Below are 21,647 nucleotides of genomic sequence, written 5' to 3' on the forward strand. Positions count from 1 at the left end.
ACAAAATGAATTAAAAATCTTAAATAATATTTCCCTCCAAAAACACCCTACCACAAATAACTAAATTGAGCATAAGCAGTATGAGTAGTAGCATCTTTACTATTTTGAGCATTATAATTCATACTCATAATAAAGCTTTGATTTAAAGGCAGTATTAAAGAAGCATTTGCAAATCTTTGTATTCTTGCTAAGTTTATTTCATCTTCTACTTTAATAGTACCAAAGCGTGCTTTAGTATGTATAGTAGTATTCATATAAAGTTTAGCTCCTAATTCTATAGAAGTCTTTAAATAAGGTAACCAGTCTTTAAAATAAGCAAAGCTAGCCTTAGTAGAAAAAAGATTATTGATATTTTTATATATTCTTTCTCCTTTTTGTACACTAGCCCTACCTTTAATATCTTTTATACTATAAGCTTGCATATAAGATCCTTCATAACCTAAACCTATTTGAGGAGTAAGCATATGAGATCCTAAGATAAAATTCATTCCTAAATCTATACCTCCTCCATAAGTATAAGCATTAGGATTAGCACTAGCTTCATTATTGGCTATTTTCTTTAAGAACTCATTTTTAATAAAAGCTGCTTTAGCTTGAGCTTTAATATAGACTTCTTGATTATTGTCTGTATAAAATAAGGTATTAAAATATTTTATACCTGTATAATAAGTACGGTTTTTTACATCAAAATAATAAGAGTTCATCTTAGTATCTTCATAACCTGCATAAAAACTATAAGTTCCACTTTCTTTTAAGGTAGAATAAGCAAGTATATTACCTTTAATATGTCCTTTACTTTTTTCATTTAAAGAAAGTTCTACACTTTGAGAAGAAAAATAAGGTAGTATAACTAAGGCATGTTCTTTAATATTATCATGAGTATAAGTTTGTATATCACTTTGTATATAATCATTAATACTAGCATATAAATTATCTTCATTAAAAGTAAGATTAGTATTAAGATTAAAATGATTAGGATTAAAAGTTAAACTTAAATTCATATTATTCATTAAGCCATCTACAAAAGCATTTCTTTTAATGCTAGAAGCATTTAAAGATCTAAAGCTTGCTCCTATAATAGAAGCATTAAGATTAAAGTCTGTAGAGATTTTTCCACTTAAAGCATCATAGTTTAATATCATTTCTCCACCACCATTAGTTTTTATTTTTTTTATATTATTTAAACTTACTCCCTTAACAAGATTTTTAATATCATTAAGTTCATCCATATTAAGATTACCTTGATCAACTATAAGGTTTCCAACCATAACAGAATTAGCACTTTTTCCTCCTACTGTAAGGGTTTGGAGTTTATTATTACTTCCTGTACGTATAGTCCAAGAAGTGATATTAACACTACCACTTCCTTCATTGCTTATGTTATAGCCATCAGTATTTGTTCCTATAGAGCCAAAGTTATTAAGCATTAGGGTGCCTGAGCCAGAGTTTGTTATACCTCCACTTATGGTGGCATTTTCTTGGTTGGTTAGGTTTAGATTACCATTACCAGAGTTTGTTATACCTTTTGTTATAGAACCAGTGTTGTTAAGCATTACATCGCCTGAGCTTTCATTGCTAATATTTTCAATGCTAGCACCACTTTGGTTAGTTATCATTAAATTACCTGTTCCTTGATTTGTGATGCCTTGAGTTATAGTAGCACTATTATCAAGTATTACATTACCACTTCCTTGATTCATGATAGAATTAATAGTAGCACTATTTTTATTTTCTATTTTTAAATCGCCACTTCCATAATTGTATACACTTTTTAAAGTGGAGGAGTTATTAAGCATTAAACTACCTCCTCCTATATTATAAGCACTTCCACTAATGCTTGCATTATTCATGAGTTCTAATTGACCCATTCCTATGTTTGCAACATAACCTGAGATGGAAGTATTGCCATTTTGAGTATTAGTTTGGTTTTCTATAGTTAATTTACCACTTCCATAATTGTATATATTTCCTGTTAAAGTGGAGGAGTTATTAAGCATTAAACTACCATCTCCTGTGTTGGCTATATTTCCACTTATAGTAGCAGTACTACTACCATTGTTTTGGTTTTCTATAGTTAATTTACCTTTTCCGGTATTAAATAAATTTCCTTCTATTTTGGCGCTGTTTTGATTTTTTATTTCTAAATTATTAGAACCATTGTTTGTAATGTTTCCTTTTATGGTAGAAGAGTTTTCAATAGAACTTAGAGTACCTTGGATTTTAATATCACCTTCTATGCTTCCTTTATTTACTATAGCCGATTTACCATTACTTGAAGTGATGCTTCCACTTTCTTTTACTATGATGGCTGTGTTATCACTAGCTTTTATGGTGCCTTCGTTGACTATACCACCTTCCTTACCTGAGACTTCTCCAGCTACTATGATTTGACCTACAGATCTAGAACCAGAGCCATTGCTTTTTTCTATTTTTATACCTACTTCTTGCCCAGAAACCTTGGCACCTTCTTGGATGTTTATGGAGTCTATAGAGAGGTTTTTGTTGTGAGAATTCCTACTACTTTGTACTAAATTTACATTGATAGCGTTTTGTGTGGCATCTATGCTGCTATCTTTTGTTAGGATGATTTTACCTATTTTTATATCATTTTGAGTATGGTTTTCTGAAATAAAAGTGATACCATCTTTTTGTGCTTTTATGGTTCCTGTATTAAAAAGATTGTTTATAGTGCTTCCTGCTGTTATGAGTATGCCTTGAGATTGTGAGTCAAGAGTACCTGCGTTGATAAGATAATCAATATTTGGTGCTTTACTATCTGTGTTAAATAAATTTATGGCTGCACGTTGTTCACTAGTGCTATCGGTTGATCTTATAAAACCTGTATTGATAAAGGTTGAAATATCTCCTGATAGATTTACACCTATTACTCCTGAGATAATACCTGTATTGATAAAATTATCAATGGTGCTGCGTAAAATGGTAATACCTGATGAATTTGAGGTATTGCCAAAAGTATAAGGTCCATAAGCTCCTATAAAGCCTCTATTGATAAAGTTTGTAATGTGGGTACTTTCAAGATGTATGGCTTTTCCTTGACTTAGGATTAATTGGGTGTTGATGAAGGTAGTGAGGTTTGCACTATTAAAGCCAATGGCATTGGCGTCTTGGTTGCTATTTCCTATTAGACCTTGGTTTTTAAAGTTTTTTATGGTAGTGGTGGTAGAGGAACGCTGTAATGATTCTTGATCTTTTCCTATTTGGATACTGCTTACATTTTGACTGCCAAATATGCGTTTATTTGTTGTTCCTGCGATGAGCCCGGTATTGGTAAAATCAGTGATTTGTACATTTTTTTCAAGATATATTGCTTGATCTTGTGAGTTATAGACAATGCCTGAGTTTGAAAAAGAGTTTATTGTTATGTTTGCTTGTTTATCTCCCCAAATTCCTATGTAGGCATTTTTAAGAAAGCCTTGATTGTCTATGGTGTTAACATTTATGGATGCATCTTTTTGAGTTTGATTTTTGTTTTCTATGTTTAAAGAACCAGCTATGATTCCTTTATTAATTATATAAGGTATATTGATTTTATCAGAATTATCCACATAAGCATAAATTGTTTTTGATCCATCACCATTTTTAACATAAGCATATCTACCTAAAAAGATGCTATTGGTACTTCCATTACCATTTACTTCAATTTGAGTTCCTGGATAATATCCTAAAAGAGTATAGTAGTAATTATTTCCTTGAGTATAAGGTATAGCGTAAGGTGGTCCACTAATTTGAGCTAAGGCTAAAGAGCTTAAACAAGAAATAGTAGCTAAAGATAAAATAAGTTTTTTGGAAGAAGCCATTACCCCCCCCCGTGTTGTATACACTAGACTTTAAATATAATTTTTTCATAAAATATTATCCTTTGCAAAATATAAAGATTATAAATATTTAAATGATTTATCTTATTGATTAATATAAAAGTAAGATAAAATATATAATGCTAATTATAAATAATATAGCTTTAAATAAATATTAAATTGTAAGCTTTGAGTTATTTAAATATGGTTTTTTAAGGGTTAAGTTGGTTTATATAAGTTTTTTAGCTTAGTTCGTTTTTAAATTTTTCGTATTCTTCATAAAAATTTAAATTTAAAAAAGCATTTTCATTATCAAATTCTACTAATTTAGTCCTGGCTTGGGCAAGTAAAAATCCTAGTTTTTGTTGGTTTTGTTCTAGTAGCTTTTTGCATGTTTGTGCTAAAGTAGTGTGATAAAATCCACACAAAGGATGTTTGTATAAAGGGGTTTTGGCTATGATGATTTGATAGTTTTGATCTAAAAAAGTAGCCATTTTGATGAGTTCGTTTTGACTAAGTTTAGGGGTGTCAACACTGATGATGAAGATATATTCGTTATTAAAATAAGACAATATAGAATAAAGTGCTAGTATGGGTGAATAAAGTGAGAATTGTGAAGAATCTTGGATTATTTTAAAGGTATTTTCAAACTTATCTTCTTTGGCGCTAAGATAGACATTTTTAAAAATTTTAGAAAATTTTTCTACTTGGAATTGGGTTAAATTTTGGTTTTTTAGTAAAAGTTTGCTTTTATCTTGACCCATGCGACTTGATTTTCCACCGCATAAAATTACACAATTTATATGATGAAGTTGCATAAAATTCCTTTTTTTGTTTTAATTGTATCGCAAATTCGTGAAAATATTTTATAATTTTATTTATGAAATATACAGAACTTTTACAATTGCAAGACTTTTTTTTAGGGTTTAAAAAGATTGATTTTATTAAACGTATTCATGATAATGTTTTAAAACTGAGTTTTGCAGGAGAAAAATTTATTTTTGATTTAAGCCGTGGTATGAGTGGGATTTATACTGCTAAATTAAATACGAAAAATTATAATGCTCCTTTTGATTTTATGCTAAAAAAATATTTTAGTAATGTTTTTATACAAGATGTTAAGGTTTTGGAAAATAATCGTATTTTGTGTTTTGATGTTAAGGCTAATAAGGCTTATAAAAGTTATGAAAGTAAGATTTATTTTGAATTTACGGGAAAAAATACTAATGTTATTCTTACGGATAAGCAAGATTTGATTATAGAGGCTTTAAGGCATATTGAGAAAAGTTATCGTGTGGTTAAACCTAATGTGGTTCTAAAAGCCTTAAAAGCTTATAAAATGGATGATAATTTTGAAAAAATCAAAGATTTTCAAGCTTATTTTAATGAAAAATTTTTAAGTCTTCATGCTAGTAAAATTAAGCAAATGAAAAATTTAAAACTTATGCAAATTGATAAGAAAATAGAAAATTTGCAAGGAATTTTTGATACTTTAGAAGAAGAGGATGTTTTATTTTTACAGGCTTTAGATTACAGAAAGAAGGCTGATGTGTTATTTGCACATTTGAGTTTTTTAAAAGAGTATGAAAGAGAATTTGTGCTTGATGATTTTGAAGGGAAAAAACTTGAGTTTAAGCTTGAATATAGCCCTAAACATAGTGCTAATTTGTTTTATAAAAAGGCTAAAAAGCTTGAACAAAAGGCTAGGAATTTAAATTTACAAAGAGAAAATTTAAAAGAGAAATTGGAATTTGCTTTGAATTTAAAAGCATTGCTGATGCAAGCTCAAGATGAAATGGAGCTTGAAGTTTTATTGCCTAAAAAAAATAATAAGAAAAATCAAGAAAGTAAGCAAGAAGATCATATAGCTAGTTTTTATTTTAATGAGTTTAAAATTTGCGTAGGTAAAAATGAAAAGGGCAATGAATTTTTGCTTAAAAATGCAAAAAAAGATGATTTGTGGTTTCATGTGAGAAATATTCCAAGTGCGCATACTTTAATCGTATCAAACAAGCAAAAAATTAGCCTTGATGTGTTAGAATTTGCTGCAAAACTTTGTGTAAGCTTTTCTAAATTAAAGAAAGGTGCGTACTGGGTCGATTATACTTTAAAAAATTTTGTTAAGATTGAGCAAAAGGCGTTTGTAAATTATACAAATTTTAAAAGCATTAAGGTTGTAAAGGATTAAAATGCCAGTTAGTCCTATAGGAAATATGAATTTTATTAATCAAAATATGGCTTATCCTGCTACACAAGCTAGTAATGAGCTTGCTAAAGAGGGTTTTGCAGCTACGTTAAATATGGCTGAATTTAATGAAAAGGAAAAGACTTTAAATAAGCTTGAAAAAGTGAATGAAGCTCATGAAGTTAGAGAAGAGATCAAAGAAAAAGCCGAGCAAGAAGAAAAAAAGAAAAAACGTGAGCAAGAAGAGGTTTTTGAAGAAGAAAATACTAAGGAAGAAAATATGGAAGAAACTGAGTTTGAAGAAAATTCAAGCAAGCGTCGTTTAGATCTTAGTATATAAAGGAAGCGGGATGTTTAATATAAATAGAATGGTTTCAGCATTGGTAATGATAGCAGCGATTATACTTTTAGCTTTAATTGATCAATTTTTTATTAATTGTATAGTTTTTGCTATTTTGCTTTATTTGGCTTTTAATGAGGCAAAAAAGATTTTTTATTTAGAAAAAGTTTGCATTGTCCCTTTGGCTATAGCTTTTATCTTAGGAAGTTTATGGGATAAGGCTTTGATGTTTGGGGTTTTAGCGCTGCTTTTGGTTTTGGGGTATTTAGCTTATAAAAAACTTTCTTTAAAACCTGCTTTGATTTATCTTTATCCTAGTTTGCCTATTTTGGCACTTTGGCAAGTGTATTTAGATGGGGGAATGTTTGCTCTTTTTTGGTTGATTATGATAGTAGTAGCTTGTGATAGTGGGGCGTATTTTATAGGTAAATCAATAGGCAAGACTTCCTTTTCTTTAACAAGCCCTAATAAGACTTTAGAAGGAGTCATAGGAGGGCTTGTTTGCGCGAGTATCATAGGGACTTTAATAGGGGTTTTTGTTTATAGTTTTTGGTTTTGTTTGCTTTGTTCTTTTTGTGTGGGTGTTTTTGCTGTTATTGGGGATTTACTTGAGAGTTATTTTAAAAGAGAGGCGGGTTTAAAAGATAGTGGGGATCTTATCCCAGGGCATGGTGGTGTGCTTGATAGGATTGATGCTGTGATTATTGCTTCTTTTGCTATGGTTGCTCTTTTATGATACTTTTTGGAAGTACGGGTAGTATAGGGATAAATGCGCTTAAACTTGCTGCTTTGAAAAATATCCGTGTTAGTGCTTTAGCTTGTGGGGATAATATCGAGCTTTTAAATGAGCAAATTGCACAGTTTAAACCTGAATTTGTGGCTATTAAAGATCCAAAGAGTAAGCATTTGGTTAAGCATGATAAGGTTTTTAGCTCTCAAGAGGGCTTAGAACGGATTTTAGAGGAATGCGAGGATGAGTTTTTACTCAATGCTATAGTGGGTTTTGCAGGGCTTAAGAGTACTTTAAAGGCTAAAGAACTTGGCAAAAGTATAGCTTTGGCTAATAAAGAAAGCCTTGTAGTAGCAGGAAAGTTTTTAAAAGGGGCGAGGTTTTTACCTATAGATAGTGAACATGCGGCTTTGAAATTTTTGCTTGAGGGCAAGAGTAATTTAGCAAAACTTTATATCACTGCAAGTGGTGGGGCGTTTTATAAAAAAAAGATTAAAGATTTAAATTATGTAAGTGTTAAAGATGCTTTAAAACATCCTAATTGGAATATGGGGAGAAAAATCACTATAGATAGTGCAACTATGTCAAATAAGCTTTTTGAGATTATTGAGGCTTATCATTTATATGGTTTTAAACACATAGATGCTTTAATAGAACCTAGGTCTTTGGTGCATGCTATGTGCGAGTTTAAAAATGGTGCTAGTACGGCGTATTTTTCAAGGGCGGATATGAGACTAGCTATTTCAGAGGCTATGTTTGAAAAATCTGATATGGCTATTTTAAAGGCTGTAGATTTTACTCAAATGCCAGCTTTGAAATTTCATAAGATCAGTGTGAAAAAATATCCTATTTTTAAACTTAAAAATGATCTTTTGCAAAATCCTGATTTGGGAGTGATTATCAATGCGGCTAATGAAATAGGAGTGGAGAATTTTTTAGAGAATAAGGGCAGTTTTTTAGACATTGCTTGGGGTGTTTTTAGGGCATTGGATCATTTTGGAGTGCCTAAAATTTCATGCATAGAAGAGGTTTTTGAGTATGATTTTAAAACAAGAGAGTATTTAAGGAGTTAAAATGAAATTTTTTTTAGCCATTTTATTTTGTATCATAAGCTTGTTTGCTTTAGATCTAGACTTTAGTGTGGGAGAGAATGGAAAAAGTTTAGATGATAATAATACGGTTTTGATTTTTGGAGGCATACAAGGTGATGAACCAGGGGGATTTCATGCAGCGAGTTTGTTGTTGAGTGATTATAATATTACTAAAGGTAAAATTATAGTTGCGCCTAATTTGGCTTTTGATAGTATTATAAAACGCTCTAGGGGAAATCATGGGGATTTAAATCGTAAATTTGCTAGCATTAGCCCTAAGGATCCTGATTATAAAACTGTAGAGCGTATTAAAAAACTCATCTTGCTTCCTGAAGTAAGCATGGTGATCAATCTTCATGATGGATGGGGTTTTTATAAGCCTATTTATATAGATGCTTTAAGAAATCCAAAGCGTTGGGGGAATTCTAGTGTTATTGATACGAGTGAGATTAATGCTAGTAAGTATCATGATCTTGAAAATATTGCTACGCAAACGGTTAATAGTGTGAATTCTTTGCTTGCAGATCCTAAACATACTTATCATCTTAAAAATACTAAAACGCGAGAACTGGGTGATACTGAAATGCTTAAGGCTTTGACTTATTTTGTTATTTCTCATGATAAGGCTGCTTTTGCTAATGAGGCAAGTAAAAATTTACCTGTTAATTTAAGGGCTTATTATCATCTTTTGGCTATTGAGAATTATTTAAAAACCGCAGGAATTGAATTTCAAAGGAATTTTGACTTGACTCCACAAGGGGTTGATAAGGCTATTAACCGTGAACTTGAGGTAAAGCTTTTTAATGGCAAGGTTTTGCTTTCTTTGAAAAATCCAAGAAAAGTGATTAATTACGCGCCTTTTCCTATCAATAAAGAACTAAACTATAGTACAAGCAATGAACTTACTGCTGTTATAGCTGAGGGAAATTCTTTTTTTATCCAGTATGGTAATCGTTTTCAAACTAGGTTATATCCTGAGTATTTAGAATTTAGTGATGCTTTTAATGAGGTGGCTTTTCAAGCAGATGGGCGTGAGTTTGTTGTTCCTTTTGGGTCTAAGGTTAAGGTAAAAGAGAAATTTCTTGTTCCAAAGATGGGGCATGTACGTGTTAATATCATAGGTTTTGAGTATGGTAAAGATGAAAGTGGTATGTTAGTTTATAAAAAAGATATGCAAACAAGGTATTCTTTGGATAAGGCAGGAAAGATTTATCGTGTGGAATTTTATGAGTTAAGAGGGACGAATTTGCAGCAGCTTTTAGAGGTTAATACAAATAGCAAGTTGATTAAAAATGCTAAGGCTTTGGACTTAAATACTTTAAAAATAGCAAAATCAAAAGATAAATTTTTAGGCACTGTTTTGGTGGAATTTGAATGAAAAATCTTATATTAGCTATAGAAAGTTCTTGTGATGATAGTTCTATAGCTATCATTGATAAGGATAGTTTAAAGTGTTGCTTTGATAAAAAAATTTCTCAAGAATTGCAACATGGTGTTTATGGGGGTGTGGTTCCTGAACTTGCTGCAAGATTGCATAGTGAGGCTTTACCAAAAATACTCCAACAATGCCAAAGGTACTTTGATAAGCTTTGTGCCATAGGGGTGACTAATGAGCCTGGACTTAGTGTGGCTTTGCTAAGTGGGATTTCTATGGCAAAAACTTTAGCAAGTGCTTTAAATTTGCCTTTAATCGCTATAAATCATCTTAAAGGACATATTTATAGTCTTTTTTTAGAAGAACAAATTGTTTTAGATATGGGTATTTTGCTTGTAAGTGGGGGGCATACTATGGTGCTTTATCTTAAAGATGATGGGAGTTTGGAGCTTTTAGCAAGCACTCATGATGATAGTTTTGGAGAGAGTTTTGATAAGGTAGCAAAGATGATGAATCTAGGCTATCCTGGTGGGCTTGTTATAGAGAATTTGGCTAAAAATGCTAAGCTTAAAAATATCTGTTTTAATACCCCTTTAAAGCATTCTAAAGAGCTTGCTTATAGCTTTTCAGGTTTGAAAAATGCAGTGCGTTTAGAAATTTTAAAACATGAAAATCTGGATGAAGATATCAAAGCAGAAATTGCTTATGGTTTTGAAAATGCAGCTTGTGATCATATCATGGATAAATTAGAAAAGATTTTTAGTCTTTATAAATTTAAACATTTTGGTGTTGTGGGTGGGGCGAGTGCGAATTTGAATTTGCGTGGGCGTTTGCAAAATTTGTGTGATAAATATGGTACTTTTTTGAGATTGGCTCCTTTGCAATACTGTAGTGATAATGCTTTAATGATAGCAAGGGCGGCTGTGGATGCTTATGAAAAAAAGGAATTTGTAAGCATAGAAGAAGAAATTTTAAGTCCTAAAAGTAAAAATTTTTCAAGGATATAAATGATGAAAAAAGCTTTTACTATACTTGAACTTGTTTTTGTGGTGGTGATTTTGGGGATTTTGCTTGCTTTTGCTTTACCTAAATTTAGTTCTAGTAAAAATGAAGCTGAACTGAGTAGATCGTTAAATAATCTTAAAACTTTGATCAATGATATAAGTATTTATGCTTTAAAAAATGATACTTTGGCTTCTATGAGTATGATGAGCAATGTTGATGAAGTTGAAAATGTTGATCTTAGGCATTTAAATGGGGTTAAAGAAGTTGGTTTTGGTGTGGGTGATGATAGGCAGTGTTTAAAACTTGTTTTTATTGATAGGGCTGATTTTGTTTTGATGGGAATTTCAAGCAATGAAGAGAGTAAAAATGCTATTATTAATAAAGCTGGTGGTACTAGGGAGAATTTTGATGATATTGATTTTACTAGCACTTCAAGTAGTAGAATTTGTGTGGCTTTAAGTAAGAGTGAAAATTTTAAAAATTTGGCTAGAAAAACTTATCTTTTAATAGGGGAGCTTAATGATAGTAAATGATACTTATGAAATTGATTCTTGTGATGATGTTGAACTTGGTATAAAAAGAGAATCAAAACTGGAGTTTAAACTTTGTTTTGATGATGAGAAAACTCCAGAAGCTTTGGTGTTTGTGGTTCAAGGGGTTGGGGCTGATTGCGATGATGTTTATTTTAAATTTGTTGTGGAGCATTTGCTTAAGAGTTTTAGTGTAGCTTTTGTTGGGGTGAATTATCACTGTATAGGTAATCGTCCTCAAACAGGATCTAGCTTTTATTTAGATGATATAGATAAGCTTATTTTAAAAACAAGTTGTGAGGCTATAGATATAAAACTTCCTTATAGTGTTGATAAAATTCAAAGTTATGAGCAAATGAGTGATATTTTTCGTTTTATTAATAATAAAATAATTGAAGGCAAGCAAAAAGGTGAATTTGCTTTGAATTATTTTTTAAATTTGCATGTAAGTTTGCAACCAAAGAAGAACGAATATCAAAATTTTGGCATTATGCAAGCTCAAGATCTTTTAAATGTTGCACTTTATCTTAAAAAGCATGCTCCTTTTGATACAAAACAAGGAAATATTCCAGTGATTATGATAGGTGGTTCTCATGGAGGTTATTTGGTGCATTTAGCAGCAAAGATTGCTCCTTGGTTTGTTGATGGGGTTGTGGATAATTCTAGTGCTGTGAAGTTTTTATGGAGGGTTGTTGGGTTTGGCAAGGAGATTGATTTTATGCAATATAGCGAGTTTGCAACTTTTGATTTTTTCAATCATATTAAGACTCATTGTTCAAGTAAAACTTTTTGGACGAGTAATGCTTCATCGCCTTACTTTTTTTCTCCAGCAAGAAGAAAGATACGCAATATTTTAGAACAAGATCATCTTATAGAACAAGCTAAATACTTAAACACTTGTTTTACAAGTTATCATTCTTTGTATGATGAATACGTTTCTTTAGAAGAAAAAAGTGTTTTTTATAAAGAACTTAAGAAGCTTGGCTTTGATGCAAAATTGCATGCTTTTACCAAAGAATCGCAAATTGATGGAAAATTTATAAAAAATTTAAATCATGGTATGGGAATTCCTGTTAAGCTTTTGATCAAAAAAGAGCTACCTTTAATGTTAGAAAAAATTAAACAAAAAACGAAAATAGAGTATAAAGAGAAAAAAGTTGCTTATCCTTGTGAAAATTTGATTTATCAATTTAGCGAAGAGAATGATAAAATATCATTGAAAATTGATACTTTATAAGGAAAAGTATGACTGTTTTGGAAAAAAATATCCAAGCTTTATTAAGCGGGGTTAATGAACCCTTGGGTAATAAACTTTTAAATTTTATACAAACTCAAACTTGTTCTCGTTTTAGTATGGATGAAAATTTTAATATTTATGATAAAGAAAATAATGTTTTTATGTATCAAAATATGGATGAAGAAATTAATTATTTTCATCAAGCCATTTTGGAAAAAACTTTAAGATATCCTTTTGCATGTATTTATGGTATAGGCAATGCCTTACTTATAAAAAATTTATCTTCTTCTTATAAACATCTTTTTGTATTTGAAAGTGAAATAGAGCTTTTTGTTTTAGCTTTGGGTGCGGTGGATTTAAGCGAGGAGCTTTGTAGCGGGAAGATTTATCTTGTGGATATCAACGAGGAAAAGGTGAACATACAATTACTTATACTTTTTGATATGAAGGATATGTTTGAATATTTGGATTTATATGAAATGTTTATTAATAATTTATATTATAAGGAATTTCAAAATAGCTTTTGGTATAAAGCTAATGCACTTTGTGAGGAAAATATTAAAATTGTAATAAGAAATTTAGGAGTTAATTCAAATATTTATTTAAACTGTTATTCTCATTTTTTGCAAAATATTCCTAATATGCTTGAAAGTATTCCTTTTCAAAGAATTTTAAGTGAAAGAAAAAATCAATTTGAGAATGCTATTGTAGTTTCTGCAGGACCTTCTTTGTTTAAACAGCTTCCTTTACTTAAAACTTATCAAAATAAAGCAGTAATTTTTTGTGCTGATGGAGCTTTAAGTATGCTTCAAAAAGAAGAGATTGTGCCAGATTATATTTTAAATATTGATTTTGAAGATTTACCATTAAAATTTTTTCAAAATAGAGAAAATATAAATTCTTTAAAAATTCTTTCATGTGCTACGCATCCTAGTTTGGTGAGTTTGTTAGAAAATAAAAGTGTTGTTTTAAGAGAAGACCCTATTTACAAACGTTTTAATTTTCATGAATTTGGCTATGTAGATACAGGTACTCATGTGAGTCATTTTTCTTATACTTTGGCTTTAGCTTTAGGATTTAAAAATATCATCATGATAGGACAAGATTTAGCTTTTGATGATAAAGGGAACTCGCATTCAAAAGGTTTTATTTTGGGAGAAAGTATTGATAATACTTTAAATATACCTACTTTAAAAGTTTTAGCTTATGGAGGTAAGGGAGAAGTTTTAACACATTTAGCTTGGAATGATTATCGTGTTAAATTAGAATATCTTTTTGCTTGTAATGCCACAAAAGCAAAATTTTATAATGCTACAGAAGGTGGAGCAAAAATAGCTTTTACTCAAGAGCTGTCTTTTAAAGAGTGTTGTCAAAATTTACTTACTAAAGAAAAACCAAAATTTGAAATTCCAAAAGTTCTTACAAAAAATAGAAGTAATAAATTCCTTATTAAATTTAAAGAAAAAGTACAAAAAGATCAAGCAATTGCTAAAAGATTTTTAGATGATGCTTTGGCTTTAAAAGGGATCTTGGAAAATATATTAGCCAAAGATTTTATTTTACCTTTGGAATTTTTAGAGAAAGTTTATCAAAACATACAACATTTTAATTTTATTTTAGATAAAGATGATTTTATACAAGATGGAGTTTTAAAAACTATTTTTTACGAAAGAGGATTTAAGTTAAGTTTAGTTTTCAAACAAGGATGTATTTTAAATAGTGAACAATTTATTTTACTTTATATTAAAGCTTATTATGAATGGCTAATCTATTTTATAGAAAAATTAGAACAAAAATATCAATCTTTATTGAAATGTAGTTTTTTTGTATAAAACTATAAAATATTTTTTTAAAAATACGATATAACATTTAACAAGCTCATGGATGAGTTTGAATTTATTTAAAAGGATTTAAAATGGGATTTCGTATCAATACTAATGTCGCAGCACTTAATGCTAAAGCTAATTCTGATCTTAATGCTAAAAATTTAGATAAGTCTCTTGAAAGACTAAGTTCAGGTCTTAGAATCAACTCAGCAGCAGACGATGCTTCTGGTATGGCTATAGCAGATTCTTTGCGTTCTCAAGCTTCTACTTTAGGTCAAGCTATATCTAATGGTAATGATGCTTTAGGTATACTACAAACTGCAGATAAGGCTATGGATGAACAGCTTAAAATTTTAGATACTATTAAAACTAAAGCAACTCAAGCAGCTCAAGATGGTCAAAGTTTAAAAACAAGAACCATGCTTCAAGCAGATATTAACCGTCTTATGGAGCAACTTGATAATATCGCAAATACTACTGAGTTTAATGGCAAGCAATTATTAAGTGGTGGTTTTATCAATCAAGAATTTCAAGTTGGTTCAAGTTCAAATCAAACCATAAAAGCTACCATAGGGGCAACCCAGTCTTCTAAAATAGGTGTAACAAGATTTGAAACAGGTTCTCAAAGTTTTACTTCAGATAAAGTGGATCTTGTGATTAAAAATTACAATGGTGTAGATGATTTTAAATTTGATAGTGTCATCATTTCAACTTCTGTTGGAACAGGTCTTGGAGCTTTGGCTGAAGAGATTAATAAAAATGCCGATAAAACAGGAGTAAGGGCTACTTATGATGTAAGAACTGTAGGAGCTTATGCTATAAAAGAAGGAAAAACATCTGATACTTTTGGTATCAATGGAGTAACTATAGGTAAGGTTGAATATAAAAATGGAGATGAAAATGGTGCTTTAGTCTCAGCTATTAACTCAGTTAAAGATACTACAGGAGTAGAAGCTTCAAGGGATGAAAACGGTAGATTGGTTCTTACTTCAAGAGATGGTAGAGGTATTAAAATAGAAGGAGATATTGGTGTTAGTTCTGGTATATTAAATAGACAAAAGGAAAATTATGGTCGTTTGTCTTTAGTGAAAAATGATGGTAGAGATATTAATATAAGCGGGTCAGGTCTTTCAGCTATAGGTATGGGGAATAGTGATATGATTTCTCAAACTTCGGTATCTTTAAGAGAATCAAAAGGTCAAATTGATGCTAATGTTGCGGATGCTATGGGATTTAATTCTTTTAATGGAGGGGGAAAACAGATCATCGTTGGTTATAGCTCAATAACTGCTTATATGTCTAGCGATGGTTCAGGTTTTTCTCAAGGTTCAGGTTTTTCAGCAATGTCTACTACTTTAGAGAAAGGTGTTGTTGTTATTTCTGCTTTATCATCTGGTTCTGCTGTTTATACCATTTCTGCGGGTTCAGGTTTTTCTGAGGGGTCAAATAATTCTCAATTTGCACGTTTAAAAACGTCAATTGGTAATGCAGCTGGAGCTACAAAAGAAACTGCAGGTGTTACTACTTTAAAAGGAGCTATGGCTGTTATGGATATAGCACAAACTGCTATAACAAATCTTGATCAAATTAGAGCTGATATAGGTTCAGTGCAAAATCAACTTCAAGTTACTATAAACAATATCACAGTAACTCAAGTCAATGTTAAATCAGCTGAATCTCAAATCAGAGATGTAGACTTTGCAAGTGAGAGTGCGAACTACTCTAAGGCAAATATCCTAGCCCAAAGTGGATCTTATGCTATGGCTCAGGCAAATGCTAGTCAACAAAATGTGTTAAGATTATTGCAATAATATTTAAGCCTAGTATAACTAGGCTTGTTAAAGTTGGAACACTTCTTGCTTTTATCCTTTTAATATATTTTAAAAGGATTTAAAATGGGATTTAGGATAAATACAAATATAGGTGCATTAAATGCGCATGCAAATTCAAGTGTGAATGCTATAGAGCTTGATAAGTCTTTAAGCAGACTAAGTTCAGGTCTTAGAATCAACTCAGCAGCAGACGATGCTTCTGGTATGGCTATAGCAGATTCTTTGCGTTCTCAAGCTTCTACTTTAGGTCAAGCTATATCTAATGGTAATGATGCTTTAGGTATACTACAAACTGCAGATAAGGCTATGGATGAACAGCTTAAAATTTTAGATACTATTAAAACTAAAGCAACTCAAGCAGCTCAAGATGGTCAAAGTTTAAAAACAAGAACCATGCTTCAAGCAGATATTAACCGTCTTATGGAACAACTTGATAATATCGCTAATACTACAGCATTTAATGGTAAGCAATTATTAAGTGGTGGTTTTATCAATCAAGAATTTCAAGTTGGTTCAAGTTCAAATCAAACCATAAAAGCTACCATAGGGGCAACCCAGTCTTCTAAAATAGGTGTGACAAGATTTGAAACAGGTTCACAAAGTACTACTTCAGGAGTAGTAGGACTTGTGATTAAAAATTATAATGGTGTAGATGATTTTAAATTTGATAGTGTCATCATTTCAACTTCTGTTGGAACAGGACTTGGAGCTTTAGCTGAAGAGATTAATAGAAATGCTGATAAAACAGGAGTAAGAGCTACTTATGATGTAAGGACTATAGGAGCTTATGCGGTTAAAGAAGGGGCTACGTCTCAAAATTTTTCTATTAACGGAGTGACTATAGGGCAAATTAATTACAAAGAAGGTGATAGCAATGGTCAACTAGTCTCAGCTATTAACTCAGTTAAAGATACCACAGGAGTAGAAGCTTCCAGAGATGAAAATGGAAAATTGGTTCTTACTTCAAGAGATGGTAGAGGTATTAAGATCGATGGAAGTATTGGCGCTGGAGCTGGTATTTTGCATAAGGAAAATTATGGAAGATTGTCTTTAGTAAAAAATGATGGTAGGGACATTAGTATAAGTGGAACTACTCTTTCAGCTATAGGTATGGGGGCAACTGATATTATTTCTCAATCTTCAGTATCTTTACGAGAATCAAAAGGTCAAATTGATGCTAATGTTGCGGATGCTATGGGATTTAATGCTTTTAGAGGTGGAGGAAAACAAATTATGATAGGCTACTCTTCACTTTCTTCGTATATGAGTTCTGAAGGTAGTGGTTTTTCTGCTGGTTCAGGCTTTTCTGAAGGTAGTGGTAAAGATATGTCAAAAGCTTTAGAGTCTGGAGCTGTATTTTATTCATCAATATCTACTGCCACTGAAGTATTTAATGTTTCTCAAGGTAGTGGTTTTTCTGGGGGATCAGGTAACTCTCAATTTGCTACTTTAAAAATTTCAACAGACAATAAAGCAGGTGTTGTAAAAGAAACTGCAGGTGTTACTACTTTAAAAGGAGCTATGGCTGTTATGGATATAGCACAAACTGCTATAACAAATCTTGATCAAATTAGAGCTGATATAGGTTCAGTGCAAAATCAACTTCAAGTTACTATAAATAATATCACAGTAACTCAAGTCAATGTTAAATCAGCTGAATCTCAAATCAGAGATGTAGACTTTGCAAGTGAGAGTGCAAATTTTTCAAAACATAATATCCTAGCCCAAAGTGGATCTTATGCTATGGCTCAGGCAAATGCTGTACAACAAAATGTGTTAAAACTTTTACAATAATATTTTCTAAAAAGCTTTAATGCTTTTTAGATTAATTTTCTTTTTTCTAGTTCATCTTGTAAGGGCATGATGGCTATTTTTATTTTTTGATTTTGAATGCTTATGAGTTCAAAAATGCTTTCAACCAAAGATTCATGTGCATAAAGCCAGGCAAAAAGTTTATTTTGTTTTTCGCTTTCATTGTTAATATTTTTTACATATAAACTAGCTAAAATATTTTCTTCATGGTATAAAGTGGGTCCTAAAATTTCATGTAAAAATGCATAACGTTTAAGTTCTAGTTTGGTTTTTAATTTATCTAAATTTTTATTGATATCATCTAAACTTAGTTTTTGTTTTCCTCTTTTTAAATTTTTGAGTTGATTTTTGATTTTTTTACATGTTTTGATAAAACTTTCGCTTAAAATGATTTGTTTTTTAAGTATATTATAGCTTTGTAGCATAAGTTCAATTCTTTGTTTTTTAGCTAATTTTGTAATTTTTACATTAGGTTTTTTCTTTGCTTTTTTAGCTAAATTTTCACATGTTTCTTTAAAAGGTTTTTCTATAGCTCCTTCTATTCTAGCTCCTCCTTGGGTGCAATTATAAGTTTTTATGCCATTTTTATTATTTGAAGTGATAAAGTTTTCAAATATTTCTCTAAATAAGGTCCAAACTTCAGAGCTTTGAACTATGCCTTTTCCACCATAGGCTATAGTAGTGTATTTATCAAAGTCTCTTTGATAGTGCCCATCATGAAATTTTTCGTGCAAAAATCCTTTAGAATGGGAAAGACCATCTTTACTATAGGCTAGATCTTGACCTATTAAAATAATATTTTTAAAGTTTAGATTGATGGCTAATTCATAGTTCATATGAGCTACACTCATTCCTCCTCCCATATAGCCAAATTCATTTAAATTTATAGAACTTGCAAAAGGTAGAGGTCTAGTAACTAAGATGTATGATCTTTTGTTTTTTTCAAGATAAGAAATAGTATTTTTATGTGTAAGTGAGGTGCAAATAAATGTGATATCTTTATCAAATTCTTTAAAGTCGTTGTTAAAACATTCTGCTGTAAAATGATCTCTTTCTAGCATACAAACATAATCAGGCTTGATATTATGTTTTGCTAGTATAGGATAAGCACTATCAGCACAAAATATCGTTGCTTTGTTTGTATACTGTTTTAAAGTGGCTAGTTGTTTTTCAAGGCTTGGACCCGTTGATACTATTATGGCAAAATTTTCATCTTTGGTATTTTTTCTTTTTTTAAGTAAGGTTTGATAGCTTGGATGATTGATCATTTTTGGCAAGTTTTGAACAAATTGTTCTATGCCTTGCATAGCATCTTTTGGATCATTTCCTCTTCTTAGACTTATATTTTTCATAGCTTTAGAGTTTAAGGTATTTATTTTTAACATATCTTCTTCGTAGTTTTTGTAAAAATTGCAATGTGTATGTAAAGCATAAGTTTTAAAAAATCTGTTGATTGAGCTTAAAGAAAAAATCGTATCTGCTTTTGTATATGTCATTTCAGGAGTATAGATTAAGATAAATCTTCCTTTGCGTAGCGCTTCGCTAAAATCTAGTAAATTTAAACTTATAAATATGATTTCTATTTCTTTTTCAAAGACAACTATTCTTTTGTGATTTTTATTTTGAAGTAAAAATTGATATAAAATTCCATTACCTAGTCCATAAAAAAATAAAGCTGGGTATCTAACATAATCTTTTAAGAATTCTATTTTTTCTTCTAGTTCGCTTAAAGGATTTTTATATATGGTTTTTAAATTTCTTTTTTTAACAATGTTAATGTCAAGCTTATCTTCTCCGAAAGTATAATAAAACTCTCTAAGTTCTTTTATCTTATTTAATTTTTCTTTGATTCCATCATATTCTTTATTACTCATGGCTTTTAGATTTTTTTTAAAAATTTCATTTTGCATTTTTTATTCTCCTTTTCCATTTTTCTAACTTTCTTTTTTTAAGCTCATCTTCAAGAGGGCAGATATTATCTATAAGAGCTTTTTCTTGAGCTTTGATGTGTGTATAAATCATTTGAAAAAATTCAATATGTTCTTTTACCCATAAAAAAGATTTATCATAAGCTTCTTTTGATGTTTTTGCATGTAAGACATAGATTCTTGCTAGATTAAGTTCAAATTGCATTAAAAGAGGGGTTAAAATTTCATATAAATCTAGCATCTTTTTTTCATCTTCAAGTTCTAATTTGATTTTATCTATTTCTTGTATAAGATAATTTAATATTTCCTTAGCTTCTTGTAAATTAGATGTGAGATTAAGCTTAGAAAAAGTTTCTTGAAAATGATGATAAGAGTTTAGAATTTTTTCTTTAAAAGATTTACAATGAGCAATGCTTTTATAGATTTTAAAATAACATTTTAATAAAAATTCATTTTGCTTATCTTTGCTTAATGATTGGACTTTTATAAAGGTTTTTTTTAATTCTTTTGTAAGTAATGTTTCACATACTTCTTTAAAAGGTTTTTCTATAGCTCCTTCTATCCTAGCCCCTCCTTGGGTACAATTATAAGTAGAACAAAGTTTAAGATGGTTTGTTTTATGAATTCTTTTTTCTAAATAGTATTTAAATAAAGTCCAGTAAAAAGAGCTTTCTACGTACCCTTTTCCTCCATAAGCAAGTATTCTAAAATGTCCAAAATCTCTTTCATAATGTCCTTGGTGTTTATCAAGATTTTGATAATCTTGTGAATGAGATAGTCCTGTTTTTGCATAAGCTAAATCTTGACCTATAAAAATAATGTTTCTATGTTGTAAAAAGACAGCAAGACCATAAGCTACATTAGCTACACTATGACCTTCAGATAATATTCCAAAATCTTTAATATTTAAGTATTGTATAAATTGAGATCCTCTGTAAGCTAACATAAAAGTTCTATTATTGCTTTTTAAGTTTTTTATGGTTTGAGGATGAGTTAAATGGGTTGTAATAAATAAAATATCTTTATCAAAATCTCCAAAATTATTATTAAAAAATTCTGAAGTTAAAAGAATACGTTCTAAAGATAAAACATAATCAGGTTTGATATCATGTTTAGCCAGTATAGGATATGAAGAATCAGCTGCTATAATGGTTGCTTTATTGGCATATTGTTTTAACAAAGGAAGTTGTTTAGTAAGACTTGGTCCTGTAGAAACTATGATGGCTGTTTTACTAAGCTTTGCTCTTTGTTTGAGTAAATTTTGATAGGGTGTATGAGTTAACATAACTGGAAGATTATAAATAAATTGTTCCATGCCTTGTAAGATATCTTTAGAATCATTGCCATTTCTAAGAATAGCATTTTTAAATGCTTTTGCAAGTTTGTTGTTAAGATCTAAGATATCTTTTTGAAATTTTTCATAATAATTGCTTGTAAGTTCTAAAAAATAAACTCTAGCAAATTGAAAAAATGGATTAGATGAGCATAAATCATGATAGTCTTCAAAGCTAAGAGAGTTTATATTGCACAGTATAAGTTTATTTTTGCAAAATTCTTGTGAGAAATCTATAAGATGAAACATCATCCAAACAATTTCCATATCTTTTTCAAAAACTACTATATGTTGGTGATTTTTGTTTTGAAGTAAGGCTTTAAATAAAATGCCATTTCCAAAACCATAAAAATACAATACAGGATAGAGTAAGTATTTATCATTATAAAGATTAAGCATGGTGTTTAGTTCATTTAAAGTGTTTTCATAAAGAAGGGTATTATCTTTTGTATTTTTTAAATTGATATCTAGATTATCTTTTCCTAAAATCAGTTCAAATTTGCTTTTTTGAATTTGTTTTAAACTTTTTTTTAAAAGTGTATTGTTTAAGGCATTGAGATTTTTATCAAAAAGTTTTTTTTGACTAGGGTTAAATTGCATATCATTCC

At 30.2% G+C, this 21,647-nt stretch carries 15 protein-coding genes; 11 read left to right on the forward strand and 4 right to left on the reverse strand.

The window, feature by feature from the left end:
- Nucleotides 1-47: 47 nt before the first annotated feature.
- Nucleotides 48-3,818 carry an autotransporter outer membrane beta-barrel domain-containing protein gene (locus tag A2J15_RS00400; protein WP_116980457.1) on the reverse strand — a complete coding sequence of 1,257 codons (3,771 nt, stop codon included), beginning with the start codon at nt 3,816-3,818 and terminating at the stop codon, nt 48-50.
- A 239-nt stretch (nt 3,819-4,057) separates the two neighbouring features.
- The gene (locus A2J15_RS00405) at nt 4,058-4,633 is read right to left on the reverse strand and encodes a molybdenum cofactor guanylyltransferase (RefSeq protein WP_066775981.1); all 576 of its coding nucleotides are present in this window, start codon (nt 4,631-4,633) and stop codon (nt 4,058-4,060) included.
- Between the two features lie 62 nt (nt 4,634-4,695).
- Here A2J15_RS00405 and A2J15_RS00410 point away from each other — a divergent pair, with 62 nt between their 5' ends.
- The 11 genes from A2J15_RS00410 to A2J15_RS00460 all read left to right on the forward strand — a co-directional run bounded on the left by A2J15_RS00410 (nt 4,696) and on the right by A2J15_RS00460 (nt 17,760).
- Nucleotides 4,696-6,003 carry an NFACT RNA binding domain-containing protein gene (locus A2J15_RS00410; RefSeq protein ID WP_066775984.1) on the forward strand — a complete coding sequence of 436 codons (1,308 nt, stop codon included), beginning with the start codon at nt 4,696-4,698 and terminating at the stop codon, nt 6,001-6,003.
- A 1-nt stretch (nt 6,004) separates the two neighbouring features.
- On the forward strand, nt 6,005-6,340 hold the full coding sequence (locus tag A2J15_RS00415; protein ID WP_066775987.1) for a hypothetical protein: 336 nt from the start codon (nt 6,005-6,007) through the stop codon (nt 6,338-6,340).
- A 10-nt stretch (nt 6,341-6,350) separates the two neighbouring features.
- The gene (locus A2J15_RS00420) at nt 6,351-7,076 is read left to right on the forward strand and encodes a phosphatidate cytidylyltransferase (protein ID WP_066775990.1); all 726 of its coding nucleotides are present in this window, start codon (nt 6,351-6,353) and stop codon (nt 7,074-7,076) included.
- On the forward strand, nt 7,073-8,143 hold the full coding sequence (gene dxr, locus A2J15_RS00425; protein WP_066775992.1) for a 1-deoxy-D-xylulose-5-phosphate reductoisomerase: 1,071 nt from the start codon (nt 7,073-7,075) through the stop codon (nt 8,141-8,143). The genes A2J15_RS00420 and dxr overlap by 4 nt, the downstream gene beginning before the upstream one ends.
- Nucleotide 8,144: 1 nt before the next feature.
- Nucleotides 8,145-9,539, forward strand: coding sequence for a peptidoglycan D,L-carboxypeptidase Pgp1 (pgp1, locus tag A2J15_RS00430; protein WP_066775997.1), 1,395 nt, complete (start codon nt 8,145-8,147; stop codon nt 9,537-9,539).
- Nucleotides 9,536-10,543: a tRNA (adenosine(37)-N6)-threonylcarbamoyltransferase complex transferase subunit TsaD gene (gene tsaD / locus A2J15_RS00435; RefSeq protein ID WP_066775999.1), complete on the forward strand. Its 1,008-nt coding sequence runs from the start codon at nt 9,536-9,538 to the stop codon at nt 10,541-10,543. Before pgp1 ends, tsaD begins: the two co-directional genes overlap by 4 nt.
- A 3-nt stretch (nt 10,544-10,546) precedes the next feature.
- Nucleotides 10,547-11,074, forward strand: a complete 528-nt coding sequence (locus A2J15_RS00440) for a type II secretion system protein (protein WP_066776442.1) — start codon at nt 10,547-10,549, stop codon at nt 11,072-11,074.
- On the forward strand, nt 11,061-12,308 hold the full coding sequence (locus A2J15_RS00445) for a DUF2920 family protein (RefSeq protein WP_066776001.1): 1,248 nt from the start codon (nt 11,061-11,063) through the stop codon (nt 12,306-12,308). Before A2J15_RS00440 ends, A2J15_RS00445 begins: the two co-directional genes overlap by 14 nt.
- Before the next feature lie 8 nt (nt 12,309-12,316).
- On the forward strand, nt 12,317-14,140 hold the full coding sequence (locus tag A2J15_RS00450) for a motility associated factor glycosyltransferase family protein (RefSeq protein WP_066776004.1): 1,824 nt from the start codon (nt 12,317-12,319) through the stop codon (nt 14,138-14,140).
- A gap of 83 nt (nt 14,141-14,223) precedes the next feature.
- A complete protein-coding gene (locus tag A2J15_RS00455; RefSeq protein ID WP_066776007.1) occupies nt 14,224-15,945 on the forward strand; it encodes a flagellin A in 1,722 nt (573 codons plus the stop codon).
- An 84-nt stretch (nt 15,946-16,029) separates the two neighbouring features.
- The gene (locus tag A2J15_RS00460) at nt 16,030-17,760 is read left to right on the forward strand and encodes a flagellin A (RefSeq protein ID WP_066776010.1); all 1,731 of its coding nucleotides are present in this window, start codon (nt 16,030-16,032) and stop codon (nt 17,758-17,760) included.
- A 26-nt stretch (nt 17,761-17,786) separates the two neighbouring features.
- On the opposite strand, the gene A2J15_RS00465 is transcribed toward A2J15_RS00460, so the two are convergent.
- The gene (locus tag A2J15_RS00465) at nt 17,787-19,688 is read right to left on the reverse strand and encodes a motility associated factor glycosyltransferase family protein (protein ID WP_066776016.1); all 1,902 of its coding nucleotides are present in this window, start codon (nt 19,686-19,688) and stop codon (nt 17,787-17,789) included.
- On the reverse strand, nt 19,678-21,639 hold the full coding sequence (locus A2J15_RS00470) for a motility associated factor glycosyltransferase family protein (RefSeq protein ID WP_066776019.1): 1,962 nt from the start codon (nt 21,637-21,639) through the stop codon (nt 19,678-19,680). Before A2J15_RS00470 ends, A2J15_RS00465 begins: the two co-directional genes overlap by 11 nt.
- Nucleotides 21,640-21,647: the final 8 nt, after the last annotated feature.

The organism is Campylobacter hepaticus (assembly GCF_001687475.2).
Taxonomy (GTDB): Bacteria; Campylobacterota; Campylobacteria; order Campylobacterales; family Campylobacteraceae; genus Campylobacter_D; species Campylobacter_D hepaticus.

What these genes read in the sequence shown, in the direction of transcription:
- A2J15_RS00415 (WP_066775987.1), top strand. Translation starts at nt 6,005, where the DNA reads ATGCCAGTTAGTCCTATAGGAAATATGAATTTTATTAATCAAAATATG.
- A2J15_RS00445 (WP_066776001.1), top strand. Translation starts at nt 11,061, where the DNA reads ATGATAGTAAATGATACTTATGAAATTGATTCTTGTGATGATGTTGAA.
- A2J15_RS00420 (WP_066775990.1), top strand. Translation starts at nt 6,351, where the DNA reads ATGTTTAATATAAATAGAATGGTTTCAGCATTGGTAATGATAGCAGCG.
- tsaD (WP_066775999.1), top strand. Translation starts at nt 9,536, where the DNA reads ATGAAAAATCTTATATTAGCTATAGAAAGTTCTTGTGATGATAGTTCT.
- A2J15_RS00410 (WP_066775984.1), top strand. Translation starts at nt 4,696, where the DNA reads ATGAAATATACAGAACTTTTACAATTGCAAGACTTTTTTTTAGGGTTT.
- A2J15_RS00400 (WP_116980457.1), bottom strand. Translation starts at nt 3,818, where the DNA reads ATGGCTTCTTCCAAAAAACTTATTTTATCTTTAGCTACTATTTCTTGT.
- A2J15_RS00465 (WP_066776016.1), bottom strand. Translation starts at nt 19,688, where the DNA reads ATGCAAAATGAAATTTTTAAAAAAAATCTAAAAGCCATGAGTAATAAA.
- pgp1 (WP_066775997.1), top strand. Translation starts at nt 8,145, where the DNA reads ATGAAATTTTTTTTAGCCATTTTATTTTGTATCATAAGCTTGTTTGCT.
- dxr (WP_066775992.1), top strand. Translation starts at nt 7,073, where the DNA reads ATGATACTTTTTGGAAGTACGGGTAGTATAGGGATAAATGCGCTTAAA.
- A2J15_RS00455 (WP_066776007.1), top strand. Translation starts at nt 14,224, where the DNA reads ATGGGATTTCGTATCAATACTAATGTCGCAGCACTTAATGCTAAAGCT.
- A2J15_RS00405 (WP_066775981.1), bottom strand. Translation starts at nt 4,633, where the DNA reads ATGCAACTTCATCATATAAATTGTGTAATTTTATGCGGTGGAAAATCA.
- A2J15_RS00440 (WP_066776442.1), top strand. Translation starts at nt 10,547, where the DNA reads ATGAAAAAAGCTTTTACTATACTTGAACTTGTTTTTGTGGTGGTGATT.
- A2J15_RS00460 (WP_066776010.1), top strand. Translation starts at nt 16,030, where the DNA reads ATGGGATTTAGGATAAATACAAATATAGGTGCATTAAATGCGCATGCA.
- A2J15_RS00450 (WP_066776004.1), top strand. Translation starts at nt 12,317, where the DNA reads ATGACTGTTTTGGAAAAAAATATCCAAGCTTTATTAAGCGGGGTTAAT.
- A2J15_RS00470 (WP_066776019.1), bottom strand. Translation starts at nt 21,639, where the DNA reads ATGCAATTTAACCCTAGTCAAAAAAAACTTTTTGATAAAAATCTCAAT.